The 25,881-nt window shown below is 70.1% G+C and carries 26 protein-coding genes and 1 riboswitch; of the genes, 13 read left to right on the top strand and 13 right to left on the bottom strand.

What is annotated here, in order from left to right; translation table 11 throughout:
- Positions 1 to 212: 212 nt before the first annotated feature.
- The 6 genes from JOC24_RS22885 to JOC24_RS22910 all read right to left on the bottom strand — a co-directional run bounded on the left by JOC24_RS22885 (position 213) and on the right by JOC24_RS22910 (position 5,370).
- Entirely contained in the window at positions 213 to 614 is a 402-nt protein-coding gene (locus JOC24_RS22885) for a CBS domain-containing protein (protein WP_205022256.1), read from the bottom strand.
- Positions 615 to 796: 182 nt separating this feature from the next.
- A complete protein-coding gene (gene hisN, locus JOC24_RS22890; protein WP_205022257.1) occupies positions 797 to 1,600 on the bottom strand; it encodes a histidinol-phosphatase in 804 nt (267 codons plus the stop codon).
- A gap of 73 nt (positions 1,601 to 1,673) precedes the next feature.
- Complete coding sequence (locus tag JOC24_RS22895; RefSeq protein ID WP_205022258.1) at positions 1,674 to 1,997, bottom strand: DMT family transporter; 324 nt, start codon at positions 1,995 to 1,997, stop codon at positions 1,674 to 1,676.
- Between the two features lie 122 nt (positions 1,998 to 2,119).
- Positions 2,120 to 3,136: a ribosome small subunit-dependent GTPase A gene (gene rsgA / locus JOC24_RS22900; protein ID WP_205022259.1), complete on the bottom strand. Its 1,017-nt coding sequence runs from the start codon at positions 3,134 to 3,136 to the stop codon at positions 2,120 to 2,122.
- Between the two features lie 4 nt (positions 3,137 to 3,140).
- Positions 3,141 to 4,520, bottom strand: coding sequence for a 3-phosphoshikimate 1-carboxyvinyltransferase (aroA, locus tag JOC24_RS22905; RefSeq protein WP_205022260.1), 1,380 nt, complete (start codon positions 4,518 to 4,520; stop codon positions 3,141 to 3,143).
- A 136-nt stretch (positions 4,521 to 4,656) separates the two neighbouring features.
- On the bottom strand, positions 4,657 to 5,370 hold the full coding sequence (locus JOC24_RS22910; protein WP_205022261.1) for a M50 family metallopeptidase: 714 nt from the start codon (positions 5,368 to 5,370) through the stop codon (positions 4,657 to 4,659).
- A gap of 75 nt (positions 5,371 to 5,445) precedes the next feature.
- On the opposite strand from JOC24_RS22910, the gene JOC24_RS22915 reads away from it, so the two are divergent.
- The 9 genes from JOC24_RS22915 to JOC24_RS22955 all read left to right on the top strand — a co-directional run bounded on the left by JOC24_RS22915 (position 5,446) and on the right by JOC24_RS22955 (position 13,781).
- On the top strand, positions 5,446 to 6,261 hold the full coding sequence (locus tag JOC24_RS22915; RefSeq protein ID WP_205022262.1) for an SOS response-associated peptidase: 816 nt from the start codon (positions 5,446 to 5,448) through the stop codon (positions 6,259 to 6,261).
- A 17-nt stretch (positions 6,262 to 6,278) separates the two neighbouring features.
- Positions 6,279 to 6,932, top strand: a complete 654-nt coding sequence (locus JOC24_RS22920; RefSeq protein ID WP_205022263.1) for an alpha/beta hydrolase family protein — start codon at positions 6,279 to 6,281, stop codon at positions 6,930 to 6,932.
- A 322-nt stretch (positions 6,933 to 7,254) separates the two neighbouring features.
- Positions 7,255 to 7,911 (top strand): sigma-70 family RNA polymerase sigma factor, encoded by a 657-nt coding sequence (locus JOC24_RS22925; RefSeq protein WP_030123667.1) that lies wholly within the window; start codon positions 7,255 to 7,257, stop codon positions 7,909 to 7,911.
- Positions 7,908 to 8,225: a mycothiol system anti-sigma-R factor gene (rsrA, locus tag JOC24_RS22930; protein ID WP_053930450.1), complete on the top strand. Its 318-nt coding sequence runs from the start codon at positions 7,908 to 7,910 to the stop codon at positions 8,223 to 8,225. The genes JOC24_RS22925 and rsrA overlap by 4 nt, the downstream gene beginning before the upstream one ends.
- Before the next feature lie 198 nt (positions 8,226 to 8,423).
- Positions 8,424 to 9,812 (top strand): HD-GYP domain-containing protein, encoded by a 1,389-nt coding sequence (locus tag JOC24_RS22935; protein WP_205022264.1) that lies wholly within the window; start codon positions 8,424 to 8,426, stop codon positions 9,810 to 9,812.
- Positions 9,809 to 11,056, top strand: a complete 1,248-nt coding sequence (locus JOC24_RS22940; protein WP_205022265.1) for an HD-GYP domain-containing protein — start codon at positions 9,809 to 9,811, stop codon at positions 11,054 to 11,056. The genes JOC24_RS22935 and JOC24_RS22940 overlap by 4 nt, the downstream gene beginning before the upstream one ends.
- Before the next feature lie 91 nt (positions 11,057 to 11,147).
- On the top strand, positions 11,148 to 12,140 hold the full coding sequence (locus JOC24_RS22945) for a tetratricopeptide repeat protein (RefSeq protein ID WP_205022266.1): 993 nt from the start codon (positions 11,148 to 11,150) through the stop codon (positions 12,138 to 12,140).
- Positions 12,141 to 12,221: 81 nt separating this feature from the next.
- Complete coding sequence (gene def, locus JOC24_RS22950) at positions 12,222 to 12,860, top strand: peptide deformylase (RefSeq protein ID WP_205022267.1); 639 nt, start codon at positions 12,222 to 12,224, stop codon at positions 12,858 to 12,860.
- A 183-nt stretch (positions 12,861 to 13,043) separates the two neighbouring features.
- Positions 13,044 to 13,781, top strand: coding sequence for a D-Ala-D-Ala carboxypeptidase family metallohydrolase (locus tag JOC24_RS22955; protein WP_205022268.1), 738 nt, complete (start codon positions 13,044 to 13,046; stop codon positions 13,779 to 13,781).
- Between the two features lie 22 nt (positions 13,782 to 13,803).
- Here the strand turns inward: JOC24_RS22955 and JOC24_RS22960 are convergent, their stop codons facing one another.
- Positions 13,804 to 14,778 carry a GlxA family transcriptional regulator gene (locus tag JOC24_RS22960; protein WP_205022269.1) on the bottom strand — a complete coding sequence of 325 codons (975 nt, stop codon included), beginning with the start codon at positions 14,776 to 14,778 and terminating at the stop codon, positions 13,804 to 13,806.
- Positions 14,779 to 14,859: 81 nt separating this feature from the next.
- On the opposite strand from JOC24_RS22960, the gene JOC24_RS22965 reads away from it, so the two are divergent.
- Complete coding sequence (locus JOC24_RS22965) at positions 14,860 to 15,072, top strand: hypothetical protein (protein WP_205022270.1); 213 nt, start codon at positions 14,860 to 14,862, stop codon at positions 15,070 to 15,072.
- Here JOC24_RS22965 and JOC24_RS22970 read toward each other — a convergent pair.
- From JOC24_RS22970 to JOC24_RS22995, 6 genes are all read right to left on the bottom strand, one after another.
- On the bottom strand, positions 15,069 to 16,085 hold the full coding sequence (locus JOC24_RS22970) for a ribonucleotide-diphosphate reductase subunit beta (RefSeq protein ID WP_205022271.1): 1,017 nt from the start codon (positions 16,083 to 16,085) through the stop codon (positions 15,069 to 15,071). The two genes, JOC24_RS22965 and JOC24_RS22970, sit on opposite strands and share 4 nt — an antisense overlap.
- Positions 16,085 to 18,481: a ribonucleoside-diphosphate reductase subunit alpha gene (locus JOC24_RS22975; protein ID WP_205022272.1), complete on the bottom strand. Its 2,397-nt coding sequence runs from the start codon at positions 18,479 to 18,481 to the stop codon at positions 16,085 to 16,087. Before JOC24_RS22975 ends, JOC24_RS22970 begins: the two co-directional genes overlap by 1 nt.
- A gap of 136 nt (positions 18,482 to 18,617) precedes the next feature.
- A riboswitch (cobalamin riboswitch) is annotated at positions 18,618 to 18,755 on the bottom strand.
- A 42-nt stretch (positions 18,756 to 18,797) separates the two neighbouring features.
- Positions 18,798 to 19,298 (bottom strand): GNAT family N-acetyltransferase, encoded by a 501-nt coding sequence (locus JOC24_RS22980; protein ID WP_205022273.1) that lies wholly within the window; start codon positions 19,296 to 19,298, stop codon positions 18,798 to 18,800.
- 146 nt (positions 19,299 to 19,444) lie between these two features.
- A complete protein-coding gene (mctP, locus tag JOC24_RS22985; protein WP_205022274.1) occupies positions 19,445 to 21,079 on the bottom strand; it encodes a monocarboxylate uptake permease MctP in 1,635 nt (544 codons plus the stop codon).
- Positions 21,076 to 21,330, bottom strand: a complete 255-nt coding sequence (locus JOC24_RS22990; protein ID WP_205022275.1) for a DUF3311 domain-containing protein — start codon at positions 21,328 to 21,330, stop codon at positions 21,076 to 21,078. The genes mctP and JOC24_RS22990 overlap by 4 nt, the downstream gene beginning before the upstream one ends.
- Positions 21,331 to 21,507: 177 nt before the next feature.
- Complete coding sequence (locus JOC24_RS22995) at positions 21,508 to 22,272, bottom strand: GntR family transcriptional regulator (protein WP_205022420.1); 765 nt, start codon at positions 22,270 to 22,272, stop codon at positions 21,508 to 21,510.
- A 286-nt stretch (positions 22,273 to 22,558) separates the two neighbouring features.
- Here JOC24_RS22995 and JOC24_RS23000 point away from each other — a divergent pair, with 286 nt between their 5' ends.
- From JOC24_RS23000 to JOC24_RS23010, 3 genes are all read left to right on the top strand, one after another.
- Positions 22,559 to 23,857, top strand: a complete 1,299-nt coding sequence (locus JOC24_RS23000; RefSeq protein WP_205022276.1) for a sugar ABC transporter substrate-binding protein — start codon at positions 22,559 to 22,561, stop codon at positions 23,855 to 23,857.
- Positions 23,858 to 23,986: 129 nt separating this feature from the next.
- The gene (locus tag JOC24_RS23005) at positions 23,987 to 25,003 is read left to right on the top strand and encodes a carbohydrate ABC transporter permease (protein ID WP_205022277.1); all 1,017 of its coding nucleotides are present in this window, start codon (positions 23,987 to 23,989) and stop codon (positions 25,001 to 25,003) included.
- On the top strand, positions 25,000 to 25,872 hold the full coding sequence (locus tag JOC24_RS23010) for a carbohydrate ABC transporter permease (RefSeq protein ID WP_205022278.1): 873 nt from the start codon (positions 25,000 to 25,002) through the stop codon (positions 25,870 to 25,872). The genes JOC24_RS23005 and JOC24_RS23010 overlap by 4 nt, the downstream gene beginning before the upstream one ends.
- Positions 25,873 to 25,881: the final 9 nt, after the last annotated feature.

A 25,881-nucleotide genomic window follows, 5' to 3' on the forward strand; every position in this document is an offset into this window, starting at 1 on the left:
GGGGGGGGGGGGGGGGGGGGGGGGGGGGGGGGGGGGGGGGGGGGGGGGGGGGGGGTGGGGGTTGGGGGGGGGGGGGGGGGGGGGGGGGGGGGGGGGCGGCGGGGGGGGGCGGGGGGGGGGGGGTGGGGGGGGGGGGGGCCCCCCCGCCCCCCCCCCCCCCCCCCCACCGCCGTGCGCGGGGCCGAAGGCACCGGGGAGGAGCGGACCGGGGATCAGAGGGGCATGCCTGCGGCCTGTCTCCTGGCCGGCGCCCAGCACCTGATGATGTCGCGCACCGAGACGATGCCGACCGGACCGTCGCCGTCCAGCACGATCAGATGCCGGAAGCCACCGTGCGTCATGGCCTGCGCGGCCTCCTCGAGGGTCCAGGCCGGGGAGGCGAAGACCACGTCGGTGGTGGTGTGGGTGGAGGCGGTCTCGACATCGGGGTCCAGCCCGGTGCCGACCGCGTCGAGAATGTCGCGCTCGGTGATGATGCCCAGGCCGCAGGTGTCCGGATCGTGGACGACGGCCGCTCCGACGCGGCGGGCCGACATCAGCCGCGCTGCCTGTCGGAGCGTGTGGGCCGGGCCGATGGTGAGGACCAGGGTGCTCATGGCGTCACGGACAAGCATGTAGGGAGCCGCCTCCTTCGGGAAGTGAGCTGTGCGGTCGCCTTCGTGAGGCGATTCACAAGTTCACAAGTGGGGGGGACTCCCAGAGTCGCACCCAGGAGGGGAGCCAACAAGAGGGAGGGCGCCCGCCGTCGGTGAATACCCGCGGCGGGCGCCCTCGGCCGGTCAGCTCCCGGACCGGGTCACTCGTAGCGCTGGTTGAGATAGCCGAGCAGCTCGTGGTGCAGCAGCCCGTTGGACGCCGCCGCGTTGCCGCCGCCCGGGCCGGACACCCCGTCCAGGCTGGTGAACCGGCCGCCGGCCTCCTGGACGATGATCGCGTTCGCCGCCATGTCCCACAGGGAGAGCTCAGGCTCCGCACAGATGTCCACCGAACCCTCGGCGACCATCATGTACGGCCAGAAGTCCCCGTATCCCCGGGTGCGCCAGCAGGCCCGCGTGAGGTCCATGAAGCCGTCGAGCCGGCCCTGTTCCTCCCAGCCGGTCATGGAGGCGTACGCGAACGACGAGTCCGAGATCCGCTCGACCTTCGACACGTGCAGCCGCGACGCGGAGGTCAGGCTGCGGCCCGAGAAGGCGCCGGCGCCCTTGGCCGCCCACCAGCGACGGCTCAGCGCGGGTGCCGACACCACGCCGACCACCGGCTGGAAGCCGTTCTCGCCGGCTTCCATGAGGGAGATCAGCGTCGCCCAGACGGGGACGCCCCGTACGTAGTTCTTGGTGCCGTCGATCGGATCGATGACCCAGCGCCGCGGGCCCGTGCCCTCGATGCCGTACTCCTCGCCCAGGATCGCGTCACGCGGACGCGCCCGGTGCAGGTGCCCGCGGATCAGCTCCTCCGCGTGTTTGTCGGCCTCGCTCACCGGCGTCATGTCCGGCTTGGTCTCGACCTTGAGGTCCAGAGCCTTGAACCGGTCCATCGTCGCCGCGTCGGCGGCGTCCGCCAGTACGTGGGCGAGGCGCAGATCATCGTGGTAATCGGGCATGCCGTCACAGTATCCACAGCCACCCGCCCGGGCTACACGGCCCCGCGGGGGCGGTTCCAGGCGGGCCCGGGGCTCATTGCGCCGAACCGGACAGCTGCAGACCGATCACGCCGACGATCACCAGCGAGATCGACGCCAGCTTGAGCGCCGAGACCACGTCGTCCAGGAAGACCATCCCGTAGATCGCGGTACCGGCCGCACCGATGCCCGTCCACACCGCGTACGCCGGGCCGACGTCGAGCTTCTTCAGGGCGAGCGTGAGCAGACCGAAGCTGCCGAGGGCGAACGCGCAGAACGCGACCGTCGGCCAGAGCCGGGTGAATCCGTGCGAGAGCTTCAGACACACGGCGAAGCCGGTCTCGAGCAGTCCAGCGACCACGACCAGCAACCACGCCATCGTCAGGTGCCTCCCACGTAGGTGACGCTTCGTCTCGCTTGCGCGATTATGCCCTTACCAGCCGTGGGAGACCGCAAACGTGCGCGAGTCGGGCAGTCCGGCGTCCGTCGCCGTGCCGCGCCTCAGTCGCCCTCGCGCCGTTCCCGGGTCGCGAGCAGCCGTCGCAGGGAGTCGAGCCGCGCCGGATCGGCGTGCCCCTCCGTGACCCACGCGTCCAGGGCGCACTCCGGCTCCTGGCCGTCATGGGTGCAGCCGCGGGGGCAGTTCTCCGTGCCCGGATGGAGATCGGGGAAGGCGTTGATGACCCGTGAGGGGTCGACGTGGTGCAGCCCGAACGACCGCACGCCCGGAGTGTCGACGACCCAGCCCCGGCCGTCGGGCAGCGGCAGTGCGAGTGCCGACGTGGTGGTGTGCCGGCCGCGCCCCGTGACGGCGTTGACCACCCCGGTCGTGCGCCGCCGGTCCTTCGGCACCAAGGCGTTGACCAGCGTCGTCTTACCGACCCCCGAGTGCCCGACGAACGCGGTCACCCGGTCGTTCAGCAGCTCTCGCACCCGGTCCGCGGCGTCGCCGTTCTCCAGCTCCTCACGGCTCGTCACGATGTAGGGGACACCCAGGGGGGTGTACGCCTCCAGGAGCTTGTCCGCCGAGGCCAGGTCCGACTTGGTCAGCACCAGGAGCGGGGTGAGCCCGCCGTCGTACGCCGCCACCAGACAGCGGTCGATCATGCGGGGACGTGGCTCGGGGTCGGCCAGCGCCGTGACGACGGCCAGCTGGTCCGCGTTTGCGACGACCACCCGCTCGAAGGGGTCGTCGTCGTCGGCCGTGCGGCGGAGCACCGACGTACGCGCACCGATCCGCACGATCCGGGCCAGCGTGTCCTTGTCGCCGGAGAGGTCGCCCACCAGGGAGACCCGGTCGCCCACCACGGCGGCCTTGCGGCCCAGCTCGCGGGCCTTCATCGCCGTCACCGTGCGGTCGTCGACCAGACAGGTCAGCCTGCCCCGGTCCACGGTGAGGACCATGCCGTCCTGTGCGTCCTCGTGCTTGGGGCGGGTGTGCGTCCGCGGCCTGTTGCCCTTGGGGTTGGGGCGGACGCGGATGTCGTCCTCGTCGGGGTTCTTCCCGTAGCGGCGCATGCCCTCAGACCCCGCGGCTTCCCGCGGAGGCGCCGAGCGCGCCGGGCGACACGCCGACGGCACCCGAGGGCTCCCCGAGCATGGCGGTCCACATGTCGGGGAAGTCCGGCAGGGTCTTGGCCGTCGTGCCGACGTTCTCGATCTCCACGCCCGCGACGGCGAGGCCGATGATCGCGCCCGCGGTGGCCATCCGGTGGTCGTCGTACGTGTGGAAGACGCCGCCGTGCAGGGGGCGGGGCCGGATCCGCAGACCGTCGGCGGTCTCCGAGACATCGCCGCCGAGACCGTTGATCTCCTTGGTGAGCGCCGCCAGCCGGTCCGTCTCGTGCAGCCGCAGGTGCGCTACGCCGCTCAGGGTGGACGGGGAGTCCGCCAGGGCGGCGAGAGCCGCGATGCCGGGCGTCAGCTCACCGACCTCGCTCAGGTCCACGTCGATGCCGTGGACCGAGCCCGAGCCCGTGAAGGTGAGTCCGTGCTCGGTCAACTCGCACGTGCCACCCATCGCGGTGAAGATCTCGCGCAGCGCGTCACCCGGCTGGGTGGTCCGCAGCGGCCAGTCGGGGACGGTGACACGGCCGCCGGTCACCAGTGCGGCGGCCAGGAAGGGCTGGGCGTTGGAGAGGTCGGGCTCGACGGTCAGGTCGCGGCCCAGCAGCGCGGAGGGGGAGACGCGCCAGACGTTCGGTTCGCCACCCGTCTCCGGCTCGTCGACCTGGGCGCCGACCGAGCGCAGCATGTCGACGGTCATCCGGATGTGCGGCATGGACGGCAGGGCCGAGCCGGTGTGGCGCACTTCCACCCCCTGGTTGAACCGGGGCGCGGACAGCAGCAGGGCGGAGACGAACTGGGAGGACGAGGAGGCGTCGATGGCCACGGGCCCGCCGTCCAGCGCACCCGCGCCGTGCACGGTCAGCGGCAGCGTCCCCCGGCCGTCGTCGTCGATCCGTGCGCCCAGGGACTTCAGCGCGCCGATCACGCCGTGCAGCGGGCGTTCGTAGGACCGCGGGTCGCCGTCGAAGTGGACGGGGCCGTCCGCGAGGCAGGCCACGGGCGGCAGGAAACGCATCACCGTTCCCGCGTTGCCCACGTCCACCCGGGCAGGGCCGTGCAGGCCGGCGGGGATGACCCGCCAGGCCTCGCCCGAGCCGTCCGGGCCGACGCCCTCCTCGATGCCGACGCCCATCGCGCGGAGCGCCTGGGCCATCAGCAGGGTGTCGCGGGAACGCAGCGGGCGGCGCAGCCAGCCGGGCTCCGAGGACAGCGAGGCGAGGACGAGCGCGCGGTTGGTGACCGACTTGGATCCGGGCACGGTGACGGTCGCGTCGACGGCCCCGGTCGCTCGGGGGGCGGGCCAGAGGGCGGGGCGCACGGAACTTTCGGTCATGCCCCTCACTTTAGTGGCTCACAGCAAACCCAGATCCTGAACATAAGGGCCGAAACCGGGGCGTAACGCAAGGGTGGTAAGGGCAGGCAGTCGCCCGTGGCCGGGTCGGCGTCCTCACCGTGCCGGGGCACGTCTCTCACAGTCCGAGCAGCCAGCGTCCCCCGCCGATCAGCGAGCAGAGCGACACCGCGTGGAAGAGGAAGAGCCAGATCGCGGCAGGTGCGTGCGTCAGCCGGGCGAGCTGGTCGGCGTCGGAGTCCGGGGCGCCCCCGTGCCGGCGCTTGGACTGGAGCTCGAATGCCGGGCGCACACCGCCGAGCAGCAGGAACCAGACCACGGTGTACGCGAACGCCGACTGGACGTCGGCCGAGGTCAGCCACGACACCAGCAGGAAGGCCGCCCCCGTGAGGATGACCGTCAGCGCCCCGTACAGGTTGCGGATCATCACCAGCATCACCGCCAGGAGCGCGGTCGCCAGCCACAGCAGCAGCGTGATCCTGCCGTTGGTCAGCAGCCAGGCACCCCCCAGGCCGAGCAGCGGTGGTGCCGTGTATCCGGCCGCCGCGGTGAGGATCATGCCGATGCCGGTGGGCTTGCCGCGGCTGACGGTCAGGCCGCTGGTGTCCGAGTGCAGCCGGATACCGGAGAGCTGCCGCCCGGTGAGGAGGGCGACAAGTCCGTGTCCGCCCTCGTGCGCGATGGTGATGGCGTTACGGGAGAGGCGCCATATGAGGTTCGGCACCACGGCGACGAGCGCAGCCGTGGCCGTGACGACCACCAGCCACTGCTCGGGGGCGGGCTGGGTTCCGAAGACGCGATCCCACAGATCGCCCAGTTCGCTGCTGTCCATGGTGCGGGCGGCTCCTTGAGGTGCTTGAGGGGATCGGGTCCCACTCGGCCGGCGGGTCGTGGCAGTCTGGCACTTATGTGCGGACGGTATGCAGCGAGTCGGCGGCCGGAGGACCTGACCGGACTCTTCGGCGTGGAGAAGTGGGAACCCACGGAGACCCTGGAGCCCGACTGGAACGTCGCGCCGACCAAGAACGTCTACGCGGTTCTCGACCGTCCTGTGAAGGACGCGGACGACCAGCGTCCGGTTCGCCAGCTGCGCTCCCTGAAATGGGGACTCGTGCCGTCCTGGTCGAAATCGCCGGAGGGCGGGGCCCGCATGATCAACGCCCGCGCGGAGACCGTCCACGAGAAGCCGTCCTTCCGCCGGCCCTTCGTGTCGAGGCGCTGCATCCTGCCCGCCGACGGCTACTACGAGTGGGTCACCGGGGCCGACGAGCGGCAGCTGGAGGAGAAGAAGGGGAAGAAGCGGCCCCGCAAGCAGCCGTACTTCGTTACGCCCGCGGACGGCTCGGTCTTCGCCATGGCCGGCCTGTACGAGTTCTGGCGCGACCGGACGCTGCCCGACGACCATCCGCAGGCATGGTGGGTGACCTGCTCGGTGATCACCACCGAGGCGGAGACGACCCCGCTCGCCGTGGCCCCCGCCGAAGGTCCCGCCTCGCTCTCCGACATCCACCCCCGGATGCCGCTGATGCTGACCCCGGACCGCTGGGACGCCTGGCTCGACCCGTCGCGCACCGGCATCGACGAGCTCAGGGCGCTGTTGGAGCCGCCGCCGGGCGGGCTGATGCGGGCCTATCCGGTGGCGACGGCCGTCAGCAACGTCCGCAACAACGGCCCGGAACTCCTGGAGGAGCTGGCCGCGCCCGAGGTGGGCACGCTCTTCTGAACAGGCAGGATGGCTCCGTGAGCCGAACTGCGGGGACAACGAAGAGGACAGAGAGCGTCGGCACGGACGCCGGGGAGGCCAGGATCACCTGGATCCCCGCGAAGGACGCGCGGCTGGTGCTCGCCGTCGGCCACGGGGCCGGCGGGGGCATCGAGGCCCGTGACCTCCAGGCCCTGGCCGCCGTGCTGCCGGGCCGCCGGGTGACCGTGGCCCTGGTGGAGCAGCCGTGGCGGGTGGCCGGGAAGAAACTCGCACCGGCGCCGAAGGCCCTCGACACCGGCTGGCGGGGGCTGTGGCCGGCCTTGACCGCCCCGGGGCTTCCCCTAGTCGCCGGAGGGCGCAGCGCGGGGGCCAGGGTGGCCTGCCGCACGGCGGCGGAACTCGGGGCCCGCGCGGTGCTGGCGCTGAGCTTTCCGTTGCATCCTCCGGGCAGGCCCGAGAAGTCCCGCGCCGACGAACTGCTCGGCACGGGCGTGCCCACCCTCGTGGTGCAGGGCGGCCGCGACCCCTTCGGACGGCCGGAGGAATTCCCTCCCGGCGGCCACGGACTCGTCGAGGTGCCGTACGCCGATCATGGCTTCGCCGTGCCGAAGAAGGCACCGCTGACCCAGGATCAGGCGATGGACCTCCTCACAGGGGCGGTCGCCGGATGGCTGGACGGACTCTCCTGACGACGTAGCCCCGCTCACACTCCCCGCGCCCGCCGGGACACCGGGAATGCGCCGTGAGGGGCGGCTGTTGTGGCTGGTGTCGGTACACCGCCGATGTCGGTACCACGCCGTCGTACGTGGAGAGGGAGTCCGTCGCATGGGTTCGACCATCTGCCCGAGCCGCTCGAATGCCGCAGAACTCGAGTGGACGGTGCTTCACGCGGCCAGGAGCACTCCGGTGCGGGCCCCCGGCGAAGCCGATCGGCAGCCCGCGAAGAAGCAAGGTCGACTATTCTCCGAGGCGAGCGGGTCCGGTCTCGGTTCCGCCACATCGTTGGAGGAGGTGGGTCCGGTCACTGGGACCGACACAGGGACCGACGACGGCCGTGCGCAGGAGACGACCGCCGAGCGCAACGCGCGCTTCGAGCGGGACGCCCTGGGATATCTCGACCAGATGTACTCCGCGGCGCTGCGCATGACACGCAACCCGGCGGACGCCGAGGACCTGGTGCAGGAGACCTACGCGAAGGCGTACGGCTCCTTCCACCAGTTCCGTGAGGGCACGAACCTCAAGGCGTGGATGTACCGCATCCTCACCAATACCTTCATCAACTCGTACCGCAAGAAGCAGCGCGAACCCCAGCGGAGCGCCGCCGAGGAGATCGAGGACTGGCAGTTGGCGCGTGCGGAGTCGCACATGTCGACCGGTCTGCGCTCGGCGGAGTCCCAGGCACTCGACCACCTGCCGGACTCCGACGTGAAGTCCGCGCTGCAGTCGATCCCGGAGGAGTTCCGCATCGCCGTGTATCTCGCCGATGTAGAGGGCTTTGCCTACAAGGAGATCGCGGACATCATGGGGACACCCATCGGTACGGTGATGTCCCGGCTGCACCGGGGACGCCGTCAGCTGCGCGGCATGCTGGAGGACTACGCGCGTGAGCGCGGGCTCGTCCCGGCCGGAGCCGGTGAGTCGGACGAAACGAAAGGCTCGGCCTCATGAGCTGCGGAGAGCCGCACGAGACGGACTGCTCAGAGGTTCTCGATCATCTCTACGAGTTCCTCGACCATGAGATGCCCGAGGGCGACTGCACCAAGTTCGAGGTGCATTTCGAGGAGTGCTCCCCGTGCCTGGAGAAGTACGGCCTGGAGCAGGCCGTGAAGAAGCTGGTCAAGCGCTGCTGCGGACAGGACGACGTCCCCTCCGACCTGCGCTCGAAGGTGATGGGGCGGATCGACCTGATCCGTTCGGGGCAGGCCGTTCCCGAGCAGGACGTGGCCATGGGCGGCGCCGACCGTCCGGCCGCCGCTGAGTGACCGCCGACGGTCCGGCCGCGGCGGGGTGAACCGCCGCTCGTCCGGCCGCGGCGGGGCGACGGCCGGACATCCCTCCGGCCGCCCGCCCGACCCAGGCCATGTCACCCGAATGTGCTAATCGGACTCGTTCGGGCCCTGACCGTCCCACCGCTCGCTAGCGTGGCGCCTCCATCGACCATGCGGGGGCGGGCGGTACGGGTGAGGGGCACACCGGGGGCGGCACGCGTCCACATCCTGTGCGCGGCGCTCTGCGCCGCGCTCTGCGCCGTTCCCGCACTGTCCCCCGGTGCCGGCACCCCCTGGGGCACCCTGGGACTCCTGGCCGCGCTCTCCACCGCCTGTGAACTCCCAGGCCGCTGCCGCTTCTTCGGCAGGGCCGTGCCGGTCGGTGCCGGATCGTTCTTCCCCGTGCTGCTGACCGCGGCCTTCCTGCTGCCGCCGTCCGCGGCCGTCCTCGTCGCCGTACCCGGCGCACTCGCCGGGCGTGTGGACCGGCCGCCCGTCACGGCCCGCCGCCTCTGGCGGGCCGCCCAGCTCGCCCTGACCGTCGGTGCGGCCTCATGGACCTACGCGATCCTGGGAGGGCCGGCCACGCTCGGCGGCGCCTCCGGGGGCACCGTTCCCGATCTCCCGTACGCCCTGGTCCCCGCCTGCGCCGCCGCGCTCGTCTTCAGCCTCGTGCTGGCCGCGCTGGACGGCGGCATCCGCGTCACGGCCGAGCGGGTGGCGGTCAGGCACGCCTGGCGCGGACTGCCGGCCCGCTCCGTCGGACCGCATCTGGTGCACGCGCTCGCGGGACTGATGATGGCCGTCCTGTGGCGCAGTACCTACGGACCGCTGTCCGCGCTGGTCGTCCTGCTGCCGATGTACATCTCCTGCTGGGTCTTCGCCCAGTACCACCGACGGAACGCGGCGCACCGCGCCACCATCAGGGCGCTCGTCCAGGCCGTCGACATCAAGGACGGGTACACCCGTGGACACAGCGAGCGGGTGGGCCGCGCCTCCGAGCTGATCGCACGTGAACTCGGCATGGAGGAGAGCCGGATGGAAGCCCTCCGCTTCGCCGGCATCCTCCACGACGTCGGCAAGCTGGGCGTCCCGACGAGGATCCTGCGCAAGGACGGGCCCCTCACCCCCGAGGAGCGACGGGTCATCGAACTGCACCCGGAGTACGGCCACGAGATCGTCCGCGGCATCGGCTTCCTGGACGAGGCGCGCGCCGCGATCCTGCACCACCACGAGCGGCTGGACGGCAGCGGCTATCCGTACGGCCTCGCCGGTGACGGGATCCCCGAGTTCGCCCGGGTCGTCGCCGTCGCGGACGCCTTCGACGCGATGACCTCGACGCGCTCCTACCGCCGCGGACGGCCCGTTCCCGCCGCCGTGGAGGAACTGCGGCGCTGCGCCGGAAGCCAGTTCGACCCGCGGATGGTGCGAGCGCTGGCGCGCGCCCTCGACCGCCACGGCTGGTCCGCCGCGGCCAACATGGTCACCTCGGACGAGGAACGACCGGGTCTGCCGACGCAGCGGGCGGGGTCCCGGCCGCCCGCCACCGGGTCCCCGGACCGGCCGGGGCAGCCGCGATGACCCCCGTCCGGACGCCGCCGGCCGTCCTCGCGGTGCGTGGGGCCGCGCTCGGCCTCGCTGCCGTCGCGCTCGGGTACACCCTGTGGCACGGCGTCGTCGAGCCCGGGCACGCCCTGGCCTTCGGAGTGCTGGTCACCGTGGGTGAGATGGCCCGCTGGGGCGCCCAGCCCGGCGAGCGGGAGCCCGCGCCGCTGGGGGCGGCCGGCGCCCTCGCGTACGCGCTGCTCGGACGCAGCGCCGGGCAGGACACGTCGCACGGCGTCCTCCAGGTGGTCACCGTCGTGGTCGCGGCCCAGCTGCTCGCCTCCGTGCCGCACATGGCGCGCGGCAGCGCTCCCGGGCCCGACCAGGCGGCCCGCCGCGTGCTGGCCGTGGCCTTCGCCGCCGTGTGCTTCCAGCCCCTTCATCATGCGGGCAGGTCGGACCGCTGGTTCGGGGAGGGACCCTACTTCGCCCTCTTCCTGCTCGTACTGCTGGTGCTCACCGCTCTCTGCGACGCCGTACTCGCCGCCCTGACGGCAGACCCCTCCCGTCCGTTCGGGCCGCGGCTCCGTGACGAGCTCCGCGCGCTCAGCGGCATCGGCTCGGCGGTCGGCGCGACCGGCGCCGTGATGGCGCTGGGGGTCGCCGTCGCCGGACTGTGGGCCCTGCCCGTCCTGTGCGTTCCGCTGCTGCTCACCCAGGTGTCGTTCCGCCGGTACGCCGCCGTCCGCACGACGTACCGGCAGACCATCGCGTCGCTGGCCCGCTCCACGGAGATCGCCGGCTACACCCCGCACGGGCACGCCCGCAGGGTGGCTGAGCTCTCCACGGCCGTCGGGCGGGAGCTGGGGCTGGCCGGCCCCGAGCTGACCGTGCTCGAGTACGCGGCGCTCATGCACGACATCGGCCAGCTCTCGCTCGTCGACCCGGTGGCCGACGGGGCCACCGCCGTCCTCCCGGTGGCCGAGCAGCGGCGTATCGCCCTGCTCGGCGGGGCGGTGGTCCGGCAGACCGGGGTGGATCCCGCGGTCGCCGTGGTGGTGGAGCAGCAGGCCGATCCGTACCGGGACCAACAGACCGCCGCCAGGATCGTCCGTGCGGTCAACGCGTACGACGACCTGTGCGGGGAAGGCGTGAAGGGGCCTCTGGGGGCTCTGGAGCAGCTCAGGCTCGGCACCGGCAACGACTACCAGCCACAGGTGGTGGAGGCGCTGGCCAGAGTCCTGGCGCGGGGTGGTCCGGCCCCGGTGGGGGCTGGGTAACCCATGGGTAATGAGCGGGCGTCCGGCCGGGCATGGTTGGATGCGAAGGAGAGCGGAAAACGAGGGTGTCCAGTCGGGACAGGCGGGAATCGTGAGGATCTTCGGGAAGGTACGGCATCGGCCGTCCGCCTCTTGGCGGCAGGCCACGGACCGCGCGTTCACGCTGATCGGCGACGGCCGGTACGAGGACGCGGGGGCCCTGCTGACGCGCGCGGCGGACCTGGAGCCCTGGCTCTCCGAGTCCTGGTTCAATCTCGCGCTGCTGCACAAGTTCCGGCACGACTGGGAGCAGGCGAGGGCCGCGGGCCTTCGTGCCGTGGCCCTGCTCGACCGTGAGTCCGGGGCTCCGGACTGGTGGAACGTCGGGATCGCCGCGACCGCGTTGCAGGACTGGCCGCTGGCGCGCCGGGCCTGGCAGGCCTACGGGCTGAGGGTGCCGGGCAGCGGTCAGCACGGCGCCGCGGCGAACAGTGAGCCCACCGGTATGGAGCTGGGCAGCGCGGCCGTGCGGCTCTCGCCCGAGGGCGAGGCGGAGGTCGTGTGGGGCCGGCGGCTCGATCCGGCACGGCTGGAGGTCCTGTCGATCCCGCTGCCGTCCTCGGGGCGGCGCTGGGGCGAGGTCGTCCTGCACGACGGGGTGCCGAACGGCGAGAGGGTCACGGCGGCGGGGCCGTCGTACCCGGTCTTCGACGAGATCGAGCTGTGGGCGCCCTCGCCGGTCCCCACCTGGGTGGTGCTCCTGGAGGCCGCCACCGAGTCGGACCGGGACGCGCTGGAGCAGCTCGCCTCCGACGCCGGCTTCGCCGCCGAGGACTGGTCGTCGTCCGTGCGGCTGCTGTGCCGTGCCTGTTCGGAGAGCCGGATGGAGAGCGACGAGGGTGATGGCGAGCATCTGGACCCGCACGACCACAGTGAGCCAGGCCACCCCGGCCCCCTGGGGCACCGCACCGCCGGTGACCTGTGGGTACCGGAGCGTGAGTGCGGCATAGCGGCCCCGGCCGGGCTGGTCCGCGGTCTGCTGGACGGCTGGGTGGCGGACAGCCCGGACAGCCGTGAGTGGCGGGATCTGGAAGAAGTCTGCTGAGCGGTGCCCGTAGGCTGTACGGGCACCGATTCCGGTGCGGGTACTCACGGGTTCAGGTTTGCAGGAAGGCGTACGGCGGACATGTCGCAGCAGGAGACGGACGAGCAGACCGGTGTGGACGACGAGGGCTTTCTCGTGGACACCGAGGACTGCGAGGCGCGCGAAACCGCGCACCGGGAGCGCGGCACCTCCCGCCCGGTCACGGTGGTCGGCAATCCGGTGCTGCACAAGGAGTGCAGGGATGTCACGGAGTTCGACGACGAGCTCGCACAGCTGATCGACGACATGTTCGCCAGCCAGCGGACGGCGCAGGGTGTGGGCCTGGCCGCCAACCAGATCGGTGTGGACCGCAAGGTCTTCGTCTACGACTGCCCGGACGACGACGGGGTGCGGCACGTCGGTGCGATCTGCAACCCGGTGCTGGAGGATCTCGCGCCGGAGCTGCGCAACCTCGACGACTCCAACGAGGGCTGCCTCTCCGTGCCCACGGCGTACGCCTCGCTCGCGCGTCCCGACTACGCGGTCGTGCGCGGCCAGGACGCCCGGGGCAACGCGGTGAAGGTGCGCGGCAGCGGCTACTTCGCGCGTTGCCTCCAGCACGAGACGGACCACCTGTACGGCTATCTGTACATCGACCGGCTCTCGAAGCGGGACCGCAAGGACGCGCTGAAGCAGATGGCGGAGGGCACCCCCCGTTACGAGACCGTCCCGAACGACTGACCTGGGTACGCACGGAGAGGGGCCCCGCCGCCGGCGGGGCCCCTCTCCTGTGCCCCGGTGGTGCGGACGCTCGGCGGGCCTTGATCAACCGGCTTTCCGCGCCGCGTAGTTGACGCGCGTCGACCCGTCCGACAGGCTCGTCCCCACACCTCACCTCTACGCCTCACCGTGCAGGGAGATCCCATGCTCAGACGTACCGCACATCTGTTGCTCGGCCTTGTCATGACCATGGCCTTCGCCATCGGCGGTGCCGTGGTCACAGCCGGTACCGCCCAGGCCGACGGCTGCTACACCTGGACCCGCACCCTGTCACCCGGCGCCACGGGCAACGACGTCACGCAGCTCCAGATCCGGGTGGCCGGCTATCCGGGGTACAACTCGGTGCTGGCCATCGACGGCTCCTACGGCCCCGCCACCACGGCTGCGGTCAAGCGCTTCCAGTCCGCCTACGGACTCGCCGCGGACGGCGTCGCCGGCCCGGCCACCCAGTCCAAGCTGTACGCGCTCCAGGACGACGACTGCACGCCGATCCACTTCACCTACCCCGAGCTCAACCAGTGCAACAGCACCTGGGCGGGCGGAGCGGTCGCCGCGGGCACGGCCAAGGCCAACGCCCTGAGCAGCATGTGGAAGCTGGAGGCCCTGCGGCACGCGCTCGGTGACCAGTCCATCCGGGTCACCAGCGGCTTCCGGTCCACCTCCTGCAACTCGGCGGTCGGCGGAGCGACGAACAGCCGTCACCTGTACGGCGACGCCGTCGACCTCGGCTCCGGACCGCACTCGTTGTGCACGATCGCCAAGCAGGCCCGCAACCACGGCTTCAACGGCATCCTCGGCCCGGGTTACGCCGGCCACAGTGACCACATCCACGTCAACCAGGGGCCGAACCACTTCTGGTCGGCCTCCGGCTGCGGGATCTGACGGCTCTCCGGGGGCCGTCCGGTCAGGCCGCCTCGGTCATGCCGGCCGGCCCCCGGAAGGTGCGGCGGTACGCGTTCGGAGTCGTGCCCAGCGAACGTACGAACTGATGGCGCAGTGCCGCCGCGTTCCCGAAGCCGGTCTGTCCGGCGATCGTGTCCACGGTCTCGTCCGAGGTCTCCAGCAGGTGCTGTGCGAGCAGCACCCTCTGCCGGAGCAGCCAGCGGTACGGGGTCGTGCCGGTCTCCTGCTGGAAACGGCGGGCGAAGGTCCGGGGCGACATGTGAGTCTGGGCGGCCAACTGCTCCACGGTCATCTCCTCGTCGAGGTGGCGTTCCATCCACGCGAGGGTCTCGCCGACCGTGTCGCACCGGGTGCGGGGCAGCGGGCGCTTGATGTACTGCGCCTGCCCGCCGTCCCGGTGCGGGGGGACCACCATGCGGCGCGCGAGGGCGTTCGCGACGGCGGGACCGTGAGCCTGGCGGACCAGGTGCAGGGCGGCGTCGATTCCGGCGGCCGTACCCGCGGAGGTGATGACCGGGCCCTCGTCCACGTAGAGCACGTCCGGCTCCACGTGCGCCTCGGGGAAGCGGCGGGCCAGCTCGTCGGAGTGCCGCCAGTGGGTGGTGCAGCGGCGGCCGTCCAGCAGTCCGGCGGCACCGAGGACGAAGGCGCCGGAGCAGACGCTCAGCACCCGGGCGCCGCGATCCACGGCCCGGCGCAGGGCGTCGAGGGCCTCCTCGGGGTACTCCCGGTCGATGAAGTGGCTCCCGGCGGGTACGGCGATGAGATCGGCCTCCTCCAGGCGATCCAGCCCGTAGGGGGTGCTGATGGAGAAACCGGCGTGGGTCTGGAGGACCGGCCCCTCGGCCGACACGACCGCGAAGTCGTGGACAGGCAACCCGTCCTCGGACCGGTCGAGCCCGAACACCTCACATATGACGCCGAGTTCGAAGGGATGGATCTCGTCGAGCAGTAGGGCGGCGACGTTCTTCAGCATGACGCCAGTGTGGCAGTAATTCGATGGTGTGTGACAGTCCTGCCACTGACGAAATCGTGGCGGGCGGACGACAGTAGAGCCATGAACACATTCCTGAGCTACCTGGCCATAGCCGCCCTTTTCGCCCTCGTCCTGCTGCCCGCCCTCGTCGGCCTCGCTCGGGAGCGCCGGATCGACCGCGAACTGCGGGACGCGCGACGGGGCATGGGGGAGGCGCCCCCGCGGACGGCGGGCGCCGTGCGGCCGGTCACGGCGACACGGCGCCCGTACATCAGGTCCTGGGCACGGATCTAGAAGTCGTCGTCGAAACCGACGGACCCCTCCACCGCCACCTGGTAGGCGGAGGGACGGCGCTCGAAGAAGTTCGTCAGCTCCTGCACCCCCTGGAGCTCCATGAACGAGAACGGGTTCTCGGAACCGTAGAGCGCGGGGAAGCCGAGCCGGGTGAGCCGCTGGTCGGCGACGCACTCCAGGTACTGGCGCATGGACTCGGTGTTCATGCCCGGCAGGCCCTCGCCGCACAGATCCCGGCCGAACTGCAGCTCCGCCTCGACGGCCTCCCGCAGCATGTCGGTGACCTGCTGCTGGAGCTCGTCGTCGAAGAGCTCGGGCTCCTCCTTGCGGACGGTGTCCACGACCTCGAAGGCGAAGTTCATGTGCATCGTCTCGTCACGGAACACCCAGTTGGTGCCCGTCGCGAGACCGTGCAGCAACCCGCGCGAGCGGAACCAGTAGACGTACGCGAAGGCGCCGTAGAAGAAGAGTCCCTCGATGCACGCGGCGAAGCAGATCAGGTTGAGCAGGAAGCGCCGGCGGTCAGCCTGTGTCTCCAGCCGGTCGATCTTCTCGACCGAGTCCATCCACCGGAAGCAGAACTGCGCCTTCTCACGGATCGACGGGATCTCCTCGACCGCGTCGAAGGCCGCGGCACGGTCCTCCGGGTCCGGCAGGTAGGTGTCGAGCAGCGTCAGATAGAACTGGACGTGCACGGCCTCCTCGAACAGCTGACGCGACAGGTAGAGGCGCGCCTCGGGCGAGTTGATGTGCTTGTAGAGCGTCAGCACCAGGTTGTTGGAGACGATCGAGTCACCCGTCGCGAAGAACGCGACCAGCCGGCCGATCATGTGCTGCTCACCGGGCGAGAGCTTCGCGAGGTCGGACACGTCGGAGTGGAGGTCGACCTCCTCCACCGTCCAGGTGTTCTTGATCGCGTCCCGGTAGCGCTCGTAGAAGTCCGGGTACCGCATGGGACGCAGGGTCAGTTCGAAGCCCGGGTCGAGCAGGTTCTTGTTGTCGGTCGAGCTCATTACTGGCAGGCCTCGCAGGACTCGGGGTTTTCGAGGGAACAGGCGAGCGCGTCCGCGTCGGGAGCCGACGCCTGCTGTACGGGAATGGGGGCGGCGGCCGACGCCGCGCCGGATGCCGCGCGGGCGATCCGGGTCGCCGGGCGCGAGCGCAGGTAGTACGTCGTCTTCAGCCCCTGCTTCCAGGCGTACGCGTACATCGAGGAGAGCTTGCCGATCGTCGGCGTCTCCAGGAAAAGGTTCAGCGACTGGCTCTGGTCGAGGAACGGCGTACGGGCCGCCGCCATGTCGATCAGGCCGCGCTGCGGGATCTCCCACGCCGTGCGGTACAGCGCCCGTACGTCCTCGGGGATCCAGGCGAAGCCCTGAACGGAGCCGCTCGCCTCGCGCAGTGCCTCACGGGTCCGGGCGTCCCAGACGCCGAGCTTCTTCAGCTCGTCCACGAGGTAGGCGTTGACCTGGAGGAACTCACCGCTGAGCGTCTCGCGCTTGAAGAGGTTGGAGACCTGCGGCTCGATGCACTCGTACACCCCGGCGATCGAGGCGATCGTCGCGGTCGGCGCGATGGCGAGCAGCAGGGAGTTGCGCATCCCGGTCTTCGCGACCCTGGCGCGCAGCGCGTCCCAGCGCTCCGGCCAGTTCAGCTCGGTGTCGTAGTGGTCGGGGTGCAGTACGCCCCGGGCGGCGCGGGTCTCGGACCACGCGGGCAGCGGGCCGGACCTCTCCGCGAGGTCGCAGGAGGCCTCGTAGGCGGCGAGCATGATCCGCTCGGAGATCCTCGTCGACAGCGCGCGGGCCCCGGGGGAGTCGAACGGCAGCCGCAGCTGGAAGAAGACGTCCTGCAGGCCCATCGCGCCCAGGCCCACCGGCCGCCAGCGGGCGTTGGAACGGCCGGCCTGCTCGGTCGGGTAGAAGTTGATGTCCACGACCCGGTCCAGGAAGGTCACGGCGGTGCGCACGGTGGCGTCCAGCCGCTCCCAGTCGATGGTGCCGTCGGCGACGAACGCGCCGAGATTGACCGAACCGAGGTTGCAGACGGCCGTCTCGCCGTCGTCGGTGACTTCGAGGATCTCGGTGCAGAGGTTCGAGGAGTGCACGACCCGGCCCGGCTCGGCGGTCTGGTTCGCCGTGCGGTTGGAGGCGTCCTTGAACGTCATCCAGCCCTGGCCGGTCTGCGCGAGGGTGCGCATCATGCGGCCGTACAGCTCACGGGCCGGCATCGTCCTGCGGGCCAGCCCCTTCGCCTCGGCCGAGCGGTACGCCGCGTCGAACTCGTCGCCCCACAGGTCCACCAGCTCGGGGGCGTCGGCGGGAGAGAACAGCGACCACTCCGTGTCCGCGTCGACACGGCGCATGAACTCGTCAGGGATCCAGTGCGCGAGGTTGAGGTTGTGCGTACGCCGCTGGTCCTCGCCGGTGTTGTCGCGCAGCTCGAGGAACTCCTCGATGTCCGCGTGCCAGGTCTCCAGGTAGACGGCGGCGGCGCCCTTGCGCCGGCCTCCCTGGTTGACCGCGGCGACCGAGGCGTCGAGCGTCTTGAGGAACGGCACGATGCCGTTGGAGTGCCCGTTGGTGCCCCGGATGAGTGAACCCCGGGCGCGGACACGGGAGTACGAGAGACCGATGCCGCCCGCGTGCTTGGACAGGCGCGCCACCTGGTGGTAGCGGTCGTAGATCGAGTCGAGCTCGTCCAGCGGCGAGTCCAGCAGATAGCAGGAGGACATCTGCGGGTGGCGGGTGCCGGAGTTGAAGAGGGTGGGGGAGGAGGGCAGGTAGTCCAGCCGGCTCATCAGGCCGTACAGCGCTGCCACTTCCTCCAGGGCCCGCTCGGAGGTGTCCTCGGCGAGGCCCGCGGCGACGCGCAGCATGAAGTGCTGCGGGGTCTCGATCACGTGGCGGGTGAGCGGGTGGCGCAGCAGGTACCGGCTGTGCAGCGTGCGCAGCCCGAAGTAGCCGAAGCGGTCGTCGGCGCCGTCGGCGAGCGCCCGGTCGACCAGGGCGTCGAGAGCGGCGGCGTGCAGCGTGACGAACTCGGCCGTGCGGTCGGCGATCAGACCCTCGCGATGCCCGACGGCGACCGACGACGAGAAGGAGACAGCGCCCTGGCCGGCGGCCTCGTCCGCCACGGCCCGGGTGAGCAGCCGCGCGGCGAGCCGGGAGTAGGCCGGGTCCTCGGAGATCAGACCTGCGGCCGCCTCGGTGGCCAGCGACCGCAGCTCCGCCTCGTCCGACCGGGCGTTGCGGCCGCGCAGCGCGGCGGCGGCGACCCGCCCGGGGTCGGTGTCGGGCAGATCGGCCGTGAGGCCGGTCAGGGTCCGCAGCAGTGCGGTCCCGGGCGCGTCGGGCGTGTGGCCTTCGAGTTCCGTGGCTGAAACCGGGTCGGCTGGCGCGATGGTCACTGGGGCTATCCCTCGCTCGGCTCGGGGCCTGCGGGAGCGGGGCAGCCGGGCACGGAGGCACCCGGGGAGGGGCGGCGCGGCGCACGGCGTCCACCGGCCCTCCGCGGGGCCCGGACGTCTCTGCGTCCGGTTCGGTCGAGCCGGACGCGCTGTCGACAGGTCTTCGGACTATCGCGGTGCACAGAAGCACACCGGTCACACCGTTGCGGGACAGTTCCGGATTCGCACCGGATTCCCCTGCGGCGACAGCGAGGTCGAGCATACATGTGGGGGCTGCTGATTGAGGCAGCCCCCACATGTAGTGTCGCGGCGCGGTTCAGAGCTCCAGGCGGAATGTCAGGAGTACGAAGCCGGGCAGCGGACTCCAGTCCCGCTCCGGGGACCGCGCGAAGCCCAGCCGCCGGTAGATCCCATGGGCGGCCGACATGGACGACTGCGTCGACAGCACGATGCCGGACAGCCCTCCGCGAGCCCGTGCCCGGTCGATGCAGGCCCGTACGAGCGCCTCACCCACGCCCCGGCCACGGGCCTCCGGCGAGACGGCCAGCATCCTGAACTCCGCCTCGTCCTTCCCCGCGATGTCCGCCCACGGACTGCCCGGCTCGACGTAGGTGACACCACCCAGCAGCCGGCCGTCGTCGTCCAGCGCGACCAGCACCTCGGCCTCGGCCGCACGCCGCTCCACGGCGCGGAGCTGCTCCAGGTAGGGGTCGCCGGCGCCGAAGTCCAGCAGACCGTCTCCGAGATACGCCTGAGCGGTGATCTCGCCGAGTTCCTCGAACTGATCCCGGCGGACCGGCCTGATCGATGCGTCCATGGGCCGCAGTCTGCCGCAGAGGGGGAGCGTGGCGCGCCCCGTTTTGACGGCGGCACCGCTCTCGCGGGCCCTGCCCGGTACGACGCCGTCCCGGCAGGTGGACCTGCCGGGACGGACGGATGTCACGCCGGACGACTGCCGAGGGATCAGTGACCGCCCGGCGCGCCCGCCGTGGCCGGCGGGAGCTCGGCCTTGACGCCCGGGTCGCCCACGTCCGCGGTGTAGTCGGACGGCGAGGTCTCGTCCACACCGGCCGGTGCCTTCAGCGCGTTGAGGACGAAGGTCAGCACGACCACGACGACGATGTTCAGCACGATCGCGGTGAGACCGATGTAGCCGATCTCGCCGATGCCCGGGATCTCCTTCGAGGAACCGCCGAAGTGCTTCTGGGTCGGGCTGGCGACGCCGTACGCGGCCGCCGTGCCGTAGAGCATGCCGACCGCCCAGCCGGCGAGCAGGGCCCAGCGGTGGAACCACCGGGTGAACAGGCCGCCCACGAGGGCCGGCATGGTCTGCAGGATCCAGATACCGCCCAGCAGCTGGAAGTTGATCGCGACCGTCTTGTCCATGGTGAGGACGAAGGCGAGCGCGCCGACCTTGACCAGCAGCGAGACCAGCTTGGAGACCTTCGTCTCCTGGGCCGGGGTCGCGTCGGGCTTGATGAAGTCCTTGTAGATGTTGCGGGTGAAGAGGTTCGCCGCGGCGATCGACATGATCGCGGCCGGTACCAGGGCGCCGATGCCGATCGCGGCGAAGGCCACGCCCGCGAACCAGTCGGGGAACATGGTCTCGAACAGCTGGGGGATCGCGAGCTGGCCGTTGTCCACCTTGATCCCGGCGGCGATCGCCATGAATCCGAGCAGGGCCAGCAGACCCAGCATCAGCGAGTACAGCGGCAGGATCGTGGTGTTGCGCCGGATCACCTCACGGCTGCGGCTGGAGAGCGTCGCCGTGATGGAGTGCGGGTACATGAAGAGGGCCAGGGCCGAGCCCAGAGCCAGTGTCGCGTAACCCCACTGGCCCATGTCGCCGGGCACCAGCGCGCCGCGCGGCTGGCCCGTCGCCTCGTTGGTCTGTGCGAACGCCTCGCCCGCCTTGGAGAAGATCTCGTCGAAGCCGCCGAGCTTGATCGGGATGTAGATGATCGCCACGGCGATGACCAGGTAGATCAGGCCGTCCTTGACGAACGCGATGAGCGCGGGCGCGCGCAGTCCCGAGGAGTAGGTGTACGCGGCGAGGACCGCGAAGGCGATCAGCAGCGGCAGGTCCTTGATGAACCAGTGTGTGGTCTCGCCGCCGCCGACGCCCATGACGTCCAGCACGGCCTGGATGCCGACCAGCTGGAGCGCGATGTACGGCATCGTCGCGAGGATGCCGGTGAGGGCGACCGCCAGCGAGAGCCCCTTCGAGCCGAAGCGGCCCCGGACGAAGTCCGAGGTGGTGACGTAGCCGTGCTTGTGCGACACGGACCACAGACGCGGCAGGAAGGTGAAGATCAGCGGATAGACGAGGATCGTGTACGGGACGGCGAAGAAGCCGGCCGCACCCGCCGCGTAGATCGCCGCGGGCACCGCGACGAAGGTGTACGCCGTGTAGAGGTCGCCGCCCAGCAGGAACCAGGTGACCCAGGTGCCGAACGACCGTCCGCCCAGGCCCCATTCGTCGAGGCTGGCCTCGTTCTCGGCCTTCCGCCAGCGCGAGGCCATGAATCCGATGACCGTGACGGCCAGGAAGAAGAAGATGAATACGGCGAGTGCGACGCCGTTCACGCCGTCCTTCATGCTGACGCACCCCCGTTGCGGGCACGCTGGTCACGCTGCCACAGCTTGTAAGCGATCATGGTCAGAACGGTCGAGACCAGCACCCAGAGCATCTGGTACCAGTAGAAGAACGGGATGCCGATGAAGGTCGGTTCGAGCTTCGCGTACGAACTGACCCAGAGCAGCGCCACGAACGGGGCGATCAGACATAGTGCGATGACCACCCTGGCGGGTGTTACCGTCGGTGGTTTCGCACCGGTTTCTTCTTGCATGTGGCGACTCCGTCCCCTCGCTGATCACCTGTGTAATGCGCAGGAAATCTAAGCGAGAGTTCCGGCCACCGTCACCCCCCGTCCGCATTGCGGTCCTGCAACGGTCCGGTGTCGCCCGGAACGTCCGATCCCCCCGCGTGTGCAGGGGGATCGGACGTTCCGGGGGCCGGGCCGGTCTCAGTCCGTGGGGCGCTTCAGGCGGGCCACGAACTTGTACCGGTCGCCCCGGTACACCGAGCGCACCCACTCCACCGGTTCGCCGTCACCGTCGATCGAATGGCGGGACAGCATGAGCATCGGAAGGCCGACGTCGGTGCCGAGCAGACCCGCCTCGCGCGGCGTGGCGAGCGAGGTCTCGATGGTCTCCTCCGCCTCGGCGAGCCGGACGTCGTACACCTCGGCCAGTGCGGTGTAGAGCGAGGTGTACTTCACCAGCGAACGGCGCAGCGCGGGAAAGCGCTTCGCCGAGAGGTGGGTGGTCTCGATGGCCATCGGTTCGCCGCTGGCGAGCCTGAGCCGTTCGATCCGCAGTACCCGCCCTCCCGCCGTGATGTCGAGCAGTCCGGCGAGCGTGTCGTCCGCCGTGACGTAGCCGATGTCCAGGAGCTGGGACGTGGGTTCCAGGCCCTGGGCGCGCATGTCCTCGGTGTACGAGGTGAGTTGCAGCGCCTGGGAGACCTTCGGCTTGGCGACGAAGGTGCCCTTGCCCTGGATGCGTTCCAGCCGGCCTTCGACCACGAGCTCCTGGAGGGCCTGGCGCACGGTGGTGCGTGAGGTGTCGAACTCCGCGGCCAGGGTCCGCTCGGGCGGCACCGGGGTGCCCGGCGGCATGGTGTCCGTCATGTCGAGGAGATGGCGCTTGAGCCGGTAGTACTTGGGGACGCGTGCGGTACGCGCACCCGCACCGGTCTCGCTCGTGCTGCTGCCCCCGTCGGCACCCATGGCCCGCCTTCCCGACTGCTGCGTTGCTGCCGTCACCGGCTCCTCCGTCTGTCGCGGCTCACATGGTGGCACGGCCTCGTCACGGGTCGTCGCCCTCCCTCAGGTGTCGGTCCGATAACGGACGCGAGTGCACTTCTTATACACCCTTGACACCCCTAAAGGTCTAGGCCAAGCTCCCGGTACTGGTCTAAACCATTAAAGACCAGGTCCCAGACCCACAGGTAGCGCCAGGCGTACGTCTTCGCGGTGGGCGGGGGGTTGCTGGTATCCCTGAGGAGGGTGTGGCATGAAGCGCAAGCTCATTGCGGCAGTAGGCGTCGCAGCGATGATGACCGGAATCGCGGCGTGTGGTGGGGACAGTGACGACAACGCTTCGAAGGACCCGAAGGACCGCACCGAGAGCCTGACGGTCTGGCTCATGGTCGACGCGCAGAGCACCTGGCCGGAACTGGTCAAGGACGTCAACGCGCAGTTCAAGAAGAAGTACCCCAAGGTCAAGGTGAACGTCCAGTACCAGCAGTGGGCGGACAAGGCCAAGAAGCTCGACACATCCCTCGGCGGCGACAAGTTCCCGGATGTCGTCGAGCTCGGCAACACCGAGACGATGCAGTACATCCTCAACGGCGCCCTGGCCGAGATCGACCCCAAGAAGTACGACAACTCGGACACCTGGATCAAGGGCCTCAAGGACACCTGCGCCTTCGAGGGCAAGCAGTTCTGCGTGCCCTACTACGCGGGTGCCCGTGTCGCGGTCTACAACAAGGACATGCTCAAGAAGGGCACCGGCAGCGACGCCCTTCCGCAGACCGAGGACGAGATGCTCGCCGCACTCGACAAGGTCTCGGCCGAGTACGGCAAGAAGGACAAGCGCTTCTCGTCCCTCTACCTGCCGGGCCGCTACTGGTACGCGGCCATGTCCTACGTCGCGGCCTACGGTGGCTCCATCGCCGAGTACGACGAGGGCGCGAAGGAGTGGAAGGGCAACCTCTCCGCCCCCGAGTCCCAGAAGGGCATCGAGCACTTCGTCGACCTGGTCAAGAAGTACAACAAAGCCGACCAGACCAAGGACGAGCAGGACCACGCCAACGTGATGGCCAACGAGAAGGCGGCCCTGATCTACGGCAACGGCTGGGAGGCCGGCTCCGTCGTCGACGGTGCCAACAACGGCAACCCGAAGCTCGAGGGCAAGATCGGCACGGCCGGTATGCCCGGCCCCGACGGCAAGGCCCTCCCGTCCTTCATCGGCGGTTCGGACCTCGCGGTGACCGCCAAGTCCAAGGTCACCGACCTGGGCGAGGAGTGGATCTCGATGTTCACCAGCGAGAAGTCGCAGGAGGTGCTCACCTCCAAGAACATCCTTCCGAACAACGAGAAGCAGCTCGAGCCGCTGAAGTCGAAGCCTGAGACGGCCGCAGTCGCCAACGCCGTGCCGGACGCCTGGTTCACGCCGATCGCGCCGGGCTGGACCTCGATCGAGAAGGAGGAGGTCCTGGAGAACATGCTCCTGGAGATCCTCAAGGGCGCCTCGGTCGCCGACTCCGCCAAGAAGGCCGACGACAAGATCAACGAGCTCATCAACAAGTAGTCCCCGGGCCTTCGGCTCTCCAGGTGGGGGTCCGGCGAAGACCGGGCCCCCGCCCCCCCTTTTTTCTCAGGTAGAAACGCCGTGATTCCCGGGTGCAGATCCCGGGGATCCCGATGGAAGGTCAGTCACGTGACTGCTGCCGACACCAAGGCCGCCGGTCCACCGGTCCCCGTACCGCGTGTCCCGGAGAAGACCGGGGCCTCGCCGTCCGAGCGGGAAGCCGGCGGGCCGAGCCCGAAGAAGCGGCGGAAGAAGGGTGAACTCCTTCCCTACTTCCTGATCCTGCCGGCGATCCTGGCCATCGCCGCCGTGTACGTCTACCCGCTGGTCAAGACCGTGATCATGTCCTTCCAGGACCTGGGACGGGCGGCCCTCTGGGGCAACGGCGAGACCCCCTGGGTCGGCTTCGAGCAGTTCACCAACATCCTCGGCGACCCGGAGTTCTGGGCGGTCGTCGGCAGGACCGTCGTCTTCATGACCGTCTGCGTCGTGCTGACCATGGGCATCGGCCTGCTGATCGCCCTGATGATGCTGAAGGTCTCCACCTGGGTGCGACTCGTCCTCACGGTCGCCCTGATCGCCGCGTGGTCCATGCCGCTCATGGTCGCCGCCTCGGTCTTCCGCTGGCTCTCGGACTCCGACTACGGCCTGATCAACACCCTGCTCGCCGACCTCACCGGCGACGAGGACCGGTGGCTCGGCCACAACTGGTTCCTCGACCCGTGGCAGGGCTTCGGCATCATCACGCTCCTGGTCGTCTGGGGAGCCATCCCGTTCGTCGTGATCACGATGTACGCGGCCCTCACCCAGGTCCCCAAGGAACTGGAGGAGGCGGCCTCCCTCGACGGGGCCACCGCGTTCGGCGTCTACCGCTTCGTGACCTGGCCGGTCATCAAGCCGGTCTTCACCATGGTCGCCACGCTGTCGGTCATCTGGGACTTCAACGTGTTCGGCCAGATCTGGCTGCTGCGCGGCAACAAGCCCGAACCCGACTACGAGACCCTCGGCCTCTACTCGTTCTCCAAGGCGTTCGAGTCCACCTCCTTCAGCCAGGGCAGCGCGATCGCACTGATCACCGTCCTGATGCTCTCCGCCGTCGCCGTGTACTACCTGCGCCAGCTGATCAAGACGGGAGAGGTCGAATGAGCGCCTCCACGCCCACGAACGCGCCGGCCCAGGTCCTGAGGCCCGACCGCAAGAGGAACCGTCTCGGCTACAACATCCTGGCGCTGGTCACGGCCGGGCTCATGGCCTTCCCGGTCTACTGGCTGATCGTCAGCTCGCTGCGCCCCAACCACGAGATCCGGTCCTACGACCAGACCCTGTGGCCGTCCTCCTTCACCTTCGACAACTTCGCGCGCGCGGTGAAGCAGGACAACTTCGCCACGGCGATCCAGTCGAGCCTCATCGTGTCGGTCACCGCGGTGGTCGGCGGCATGATCATCGCGACGCTCGCCGCGCTCGCCATCGGTCGCTTCCGCTTCTTCGGGCGGAAGGCGCTGATGATGATCATGATCCTGGTCCAGATGCTGCCGCCGACCGCGATGCTGATCCCGATCTACCTCCAGCTCAACGCCCTGGGCGGCATCGACGAGTACTGGGGTCTCATCGTCGTCTACCTGGTGTCCACACTGCCGTTCGCGACCATCATGATCCGCGGGTTCGTGATCAACATCCCCGTGGAGCTGGAGGAGTCCGCGATGGTGGACGGCTGTACGCGCATGGGGGCCTTCCGCCGGGTCATCTTCCCGCTGCTCGCCCCGGGTCTCGCGGCCGCGTCCATCTTCGCCCTGGTGAACGCGTGGAACGAGTACCTCTTCGCGTACATCCTGATCAACGACAACTCCAAGTACACGCTCAACGTGTGGCTGATGACCTTCACGACGGAACGCGGTACGGACTACGGCGCGCTGATGGCCGCCTCCACGCTCATCTCCATCCCGGTCGTCATCTTCTTCATGATCATTCAGGGGAAGATGGCCACGGGGCTCACCTCCGGCGCCGTGAAGGGATAACGCAGCCCC

Source organism: Streptomyces sp. HB132 (assembly GCF_016909575.1).
In the GTDB taxonomy this organism is placed as follows: Bacteria; Actinomycetota; Actinomycetes; order Streptomycetales; family Streptomycetaceae; genus Streptomyces.

Excerpts from the sequence above, each read along its gene's own strand:
- JOC24_RS22955 (WP_205022268.1), top strand. The coding sequence starts at position 13,044 with ATGCTCAGACGTACCGCACATCTGTTGCTCGGCCTTGTCATGACCATG.
- JOC24_RS22895 (WP_205022258.1), bottom strand. The coding sequence starts at position 1,997 with ATGGCGTGGTTGCTGGTCGTGGTCGCTGGACTGCTCGAGACCGGCTTC.
- JOC24_RS22940 (WP_205022265.1), top strand. The coding sequence starts at position 9,809 with ATGACCCCCGTCCGGACGCCGCCGGCCGTCCTCGCGGTGCGTGGGGCC.
- JOC24_RS22965 (WP_205022270.1), top strand. The coding sequence starts at position 14,860 with ATGAACACATTCCTGAGCTACCTGGCCATAGCCGCCCTTTTCGCCCTC.
- mctP (WP_205022274.1), bottom strand. The coding sequence starts at position 21,079 with ATGAAGGACGGCGTGAACGGCGTCGCACTCGCCGTATTCATCTTCTTC.
- JOC24_RS22995 (WP_205022420.1), bottom strand. The coding sequence starts at position 22,272 with ATGGGTGCCGACGGGGGCAGCAGCACGAGCGAGACCGGTGCGGGTGCG.
- JOC24_RS22980 (WP_205022273.1), bottom strand. The coding sequence starts at position 19,298 with ATGGACGCATCGATCAGGCCGGTCCGCCGGGATCAGTTCGAGGAACTC.
- JOC24_RS22960 (WP_205022269.1), bottom strand. The coding sequence starts at position 14,778 with ATGCTGAAGAACGTCGCCGCCCTACTGCTCGACGAGATCCATCCCTTC.
- JOC24_RS22915 (WP_205022262.1), top strand. The coding sequence starts at position 5,446 with ATGTGCGGACGGTATGCAGCGAGTCGGCGGCCGGAGGACCTGACCGGA.
- rsgA (WP_205022259.1), bottom strand. The coding sequence starts at position 3,136 with ATGCGCCGCTACGGGAAGAACCCCGACGAGGACGACATCCGCGTCCGC.
- JOC24_RS23010 (WP_205022278.1), top strand. The coding sequence starts at position 25,000 with ATGAGCGCCTCCACGCCCACGAACGCGCCGGCCCAGGTCCTGAGGCCC.
- aroA (WP_205022260.1), bottom strand. The coding sequence starts at position 4,520 with ATGACCGAAAGTTCCGTGCGCCCCGCCCTCTGGCCCGCCCCCCGAGCG.
- JOC24_RS22970 (WP_205022271.1), bottom strand. The coding sequence starts at position 16,085 with ATGAGCTCGACCGACAACAAGAACCTGCTCGACCCGGGCTTCGAACTG.
- JOC24_RS22885 (WP_205022256.1), bottom strand. The coding sequence starts at position 614 with ATGCTTGTCCGTGACGCCATGAGCACCCTGGTCCTCACCATCGGCCCG.
- hisN (WP_205022257.1), bottom strand. The coding sequence starts at position 1,600 with ATGCCCGATTACCACGATGATCTGCGCCTCGCCCACGTACTGGCGGAC.
- JOC24_RS22990 (WP_205022275.1), bottom strand. The coding sequence starts at position 21,330 with ATGCAAGAAGAAACCGGTGCGAAACCACCGACGGTAACACCCGCCAGG.
- rsrA (WP_053930450.1), top strand. The coding sequence starts at position 7,908 with ATGAGCTGCGGAGAGCCGCACGAGACGGACTGCTCAGAGGTTCTCGAT.
- JOC24_RS23000 (WP_205022276.1), top strand. The coding sequence starts at position 22,559 with ATGAAGCGCAAGCTCATTGCGGCAGTAGGCGTCGCAGCGATGATGACC.
- def (WP_205022267.1), top strand. The coding sequence starts at position 12,222 with ATGTCGCAGCAGGAGACGGACGAGCAGACCGGTGTGGACGACGAGGGC.
- JOC24_RS22910 (WP_205022261.1), bottom strand. The coding sequence starts at position 5,370 with ATGGACAGCAGCGAACTGGGCGATCTGTGGGATCGCGTCTTCGGAACC.